Here is a 3,526-nt window from a genome sequence, read left to right on the forward strand (position 1 = left end):
GCACCGGGGTGTGGCATCCTCCCCTCCCCGGATCTCCTCCGCTCCGGGCCGCGCCGCGCCCCGCCGCCTCCCCTCCGCGGATCTCCTCCTCCCCCGGGGGGGGCAGGCCGAGCGCGCGGCCCTCGGAGGCAGTGGCGCTCTCTACAATGGCGCCATGACGGGCGGCCAGCCGGAATGGGTGATCCGCGAGGACGCGGCGATCCCCGTACTCGTCGCGCTCTACCTGCGTCAGGTGTGCGGCATCCGCGCGCCCGACGAGGTGCCGCCGCTGCGGCGTGTGCCCGCGTACGACGGCATCCCTCGACCGGAGGACGACCAATCGCTGCTCGAGCGCGAGTGGCGCGAGTTCTGGGCGATGACGGTGGAGCCGTTGGCCCACCCGTCGCCGGTTCCGCTCGAGCTCGTCGACGGCTTCGATGACCTGGTCGCGCTGCCGACGGGGCGTGCGGACGCTCTGCGCGAGGCCATCGGTCCCCACGCATCCGCGGCGGTCGAGTTCGCCCGCCTCGCCCACACGCGCTACTCGGGCGAGCAGACCGCTCGGCCCGGGGTGTCCTACCGCGCGTATGCGAGCGCGATCGCCGAACACGAACGACGCGTGGGGCGTCGGGCCCACTCGTTCGAACTCAACGTCCAGGTGCTGCCGCTCGCGCAGCGCGGGGTCTGGTGGATCGGCTCACTGACGGTCGCGGTGACCGACGGCCTGCGCAGCGACGTCGTCGCGTTCGACACCGCGATCCACCCGATCATCGCCGAGCTGGCCTGAGCCGGCGGGCGCAGCACAGTCGCGTCAGAAGCGGTAGCGCTCCTGAGCCGACGATCGCGGCACAGTCGCGTCAGAAGCGGTAGCGCTCCTGAGCAGACGACCGCGGCACAGTCGCGTCAGGAGCGGTAGCGCTCGTGGTCGACGGCGACGTCGCGGACGCGACGGCCCACCACGCGGTCGAAGATGAGCGCCGCGATCGCGCCCAGGGTGGTGCCGATGACGACGCAGATGAGGGCGGTGAACCCGAAGACCTGCAGCTGCGAATAGACGACCTGCGTATAGGGGCTGATGTCGGCGCCGTCGATTGCGACCGTGAGGATCAGAGCGGCGAGGATGCCGAAAAACGCCCCCGCGGCCAAGAACACGCCGTACTTGGGGGCACGGCGAACACGCAACGTGACGATCTCTTCGTGCACGAGGGGCGTGCGGTCGGGGGCGGGCTGCTCAGCCATGCGACCATTCTCCCACCGACGACGCCGGAACGGGCCACCGGTACCACGCCGTCGAGATCACGGCCGCAACGGCAAGAGCGCGCTGAGGTCCGCGCGGACGCCGGACGCGACGATCCGGCCCGCGGCCGCGGCATCCGCCCACTTCTCGACCCCGGTGGCGACGGAGATCCAGGTCGCCGCGTCGGTCTCGACGACATTGGGCGGCGTGCCGCGGGTGTGCCGCGGCCCCTCGATCACCTGCACCGCACCGAAGGGCGGAACGCGCATCTCGACCGAGTTGCCCGGCGCCTTCTCGACCAGCAACTGCAGCAAGTAGCGAACGGCGGTGGCCGTGGCCGCGCGGGGCGCGTCGCCGGCGGCCACGGCGGCGAGCGCGGCACGACCGTCTCCGGTCTCGATACGGCGGGGAGGCATGGCATCCACGGTACGCCCCCGCGCGCCTCGGGCGACGGGTGCCCGGCGACCGCTCGGTAGGCTGGCCGCGTGAGAATCCTGGTCCTCGGTTCGGGCGCGCGCGAGCACGCCATCATCCTCGCCCTGCGCTCCGAAGAGGACTCGCACGCGATCTTCGCCGCCCCGGGCAACGCCGGCATCGCTCGCGACGCCCACGTGGTCGATCTCGACGCGAACGACCCCGCCGCCGTCTCGGAGTTCGCACTGACCGAGTCGATCGCCCTCGTCGTGATCGGGCCCGAGGCTCCGCTCGTCGCCGGAGTGGCCGACGCGTTGCGCGAGCGCGGCATCCCGGTCTTCGGTCCCGGCAAGGCCGCCGCACAGCTCGAGGGCTCCAAGACGTACGCCAAGCGGATCATGGATGCCGCGGGCGTCCCGACCGGGCGAGCGGTTCGCGCCCACGATCTCGCCGCCGTCGAGGCGGCGCTCGACGAGCTCGGCGCCCCGCACGTCGTGAAGGCCGACGGGCTCGCCGCCGGGAAGGGCGTGATCGTCACATCCGATCGTGCCGCCGCCCTCGCCCACGCCGAGACGTACCTGCCGACCGGTCCGGTGCTCATCGAGGAGTTCCTCGCCGGCCCCGAGGTGTCGCTGTTCTTCCTCAGCGACGGCGACCGCGTGCTGCCCCTCAGCCCCGCGCAGGACTTCAAGCGCCTGCGCGACGGCGACGAGGGCCCCAACACCGGCGGCATGGGCGCGTATTCACCGCTGCCGTGGCTGCTCGAGCGCTTCGGCGGCGAAGAGGAGTTCGTCGATCACGTCACCCGTGAGGTCGCCGAGCCCGTGATCCGGCAGATGGATGCCGAGGGCACCCCGTTCATCGGACTGCTGTACGCCGGGCTCATCCTCACCGAGCAGGGTGTGAAGGTCATCGAGTTCAACGCGCGCTTCGGCGACCCCGAGACCCAGGTCGTGCTGCCCCGCCTGCTCGATCCGCTCTCGACGCTGCTGATGGCCGCGGCATCCGGAACGCTCGAAGACCAACCGCGGCCCGCGTTCGCCGAGGCGACTGCCGTCACGGTGGTGCTCGCCAGCGAGGGCTACCCCGAGGCGCCGATCACCGGCCGCCCGCTCACGGGGCTCGACGAGGCCGAAGAGGTCGAGGGCGTGCACGTCGCCCACGCCGCGACGATGCTCCGCGACGGGGAGCTGCACGCCACCGGCGGCCGCGTCCTCAATGTCGTGGCCCTGGGCACGACGTTCCGCGAGGCGCGGTCGGCGGCGTACGACGCCCTGAGCCGGATCGGCCTCGAGGGTGGGCAGTACCGCACCGACATCGCGGCACGCGTCGTCGAGAACTGACGCGCCCGGCGCTGCCGCGGCGGGAGAAGCCCGGTCGCGACGAGCACGAGCTCTATGCCGCGGCATCCGGATCGGGCTAGCGTGTGCGCATGGTCGACCGGGATGCCATGGCTCGGGGACGTGAGATCCTCGACCCCCTCGCGGAGCGACTGTGCGCGCTGCCCGGGATCGACACAGGGCGCATGTTCGGCACCGAGGGCCTGCGCGTGCGCGGGAAGGTGTTCGCGTTCGTGACGCACAACGGGTCGCTGGTGGTGAAGCTGCCCGAGGAGCGGATCGGCGAGCTCATCGACGAGGGCGTCGCGGGCCCCATGATCATGCGCGGGCGGCCTCTGCGCGAGTGGGCGGAGGTGCCGATCACCGCCGCCCCGACCTGGGAGCCGCTGGTCGACGAGGCCCGGGCGTTCGTCGACGCGATCACACCGAAACGCGAAGGCGCCGAGACTGCATCCGACTGACATTCCCACTGCAGGCTGCAGTGGAGTTGTCAGGCGGATGCAGTCTCGGCGATTTTGGAGCGGCGCCGAGTTACTCGGCGGCGGCGGTCGCAGCG

Annotated in this window: 5 protein-coding genes; 3 read left to right on the forward strand and 2 right to left on the reverse strand. The window is 72.1% G+C overall.

Annotated elements, in window-relative coordinates:
- Positions 1-154: 154 nt before the first annotated feature.
- Positions 155-766 carry a zinc-binding alcohol dehydrogenase gene (locus LQV45_RS21220; protein WP_230008702.1) on the forward strand — a complete coding sequence of 204 codons (612 nt, stop codon included), beginning with the start codon at positions 155-157 and terminating at the stop codon, positions 764-766.
- A 116-nt stretch (positions 767-882) separates the two neighbouring features.
- Here the strand turns inward: LQV45_RS21220 and LQV45_RS21225 are convergent, their stop codons facing one another.
- Positions 883-1,218, reverse strand: coding sequence for a potassium transporter Trk (locus LQV45_RS21225; protein WP_230008703.1), 336 nt, complete (start codon positions 1,216-1,218; stop codon positions 883-885).
- Positions 1,219-1,275: 57 nt separating this feature from the next.
- Positions 1,276-1,632, reverse strand: a complete 357-nt coding sequence (locus LQV45_RS21230; protein ID WP_230008704.1) for a sterol carrier family protein — start codon at positions 1,630-1,632, stop codon at positions 1,276-1,278.
- A gap of 69 nt (positions 1,633-1,701) precedes the next feature.
- Between LQV45_RS21230 and purD the strand changes: the two genes are divergently transcribed.
- Together purD and LQV45_RS21240 are read left to right on the forward strand one after the other, a co-directional pair.
- Positions 1,702-2,973, forward strand: a complete 1,272-nt coding sequence (gene purD / locus LQV45_RS21235) for a phosphoribosylamine--glycine ligase (protein WP_230008705.1) — start codon at positions 1,702-1,704, stop codon at positions 2,971-2,973.
- Positions 2,974-3,062: 89 nt separating this feature from the next.
- A complete protein-coding gene (locus tag LQV45_RS21240) occupies positions 3,063-3,431 on the forward strand; it encodes a TfoX/Sxy family protein (protein WP_230008706.1) in 369 nt (122 codons plus the stop codon).
- Positions 3,432-3,526 lie beyond the last annotated feature (95 nt).

It is taken from the genome of Microbacterium sp. Bi128, assembly GCF_918698205.1.

Excerpts from the sequence above, each read along its gene's own strand:
- LQV45_RS21225 (WP_230008703.1), bottom strand. The coding sequence starts at position 1,218 with ATGGCTGAGCAGCCCGCCCCCGACCGCACGCCCCTCGTGCACGAAGAG.
- LQV45_RS21240 (WP_230008706.1), top strand. The coding sequence starts at position 3,063 with ATGGTCGACCGGGATGCCATGGCTCGGGGACGTGAGATCCTCGACCCC.
- LQV45_RS21230 (WP_230008704.1), bottom strand. The coding sequence starts at position 1,632 with ATGCCTCCCCGCCGTATCGAGACCGGAGACGGTCGTGCCGCGCTCGCC.
- LQV45_RS21220 (WP_230008702.1), top strand. The coding sequence starts at position 155 with ATGACGGGCGGCCAGCCGGAATGGGTGATCCGCGAGGACGCGGCGATC.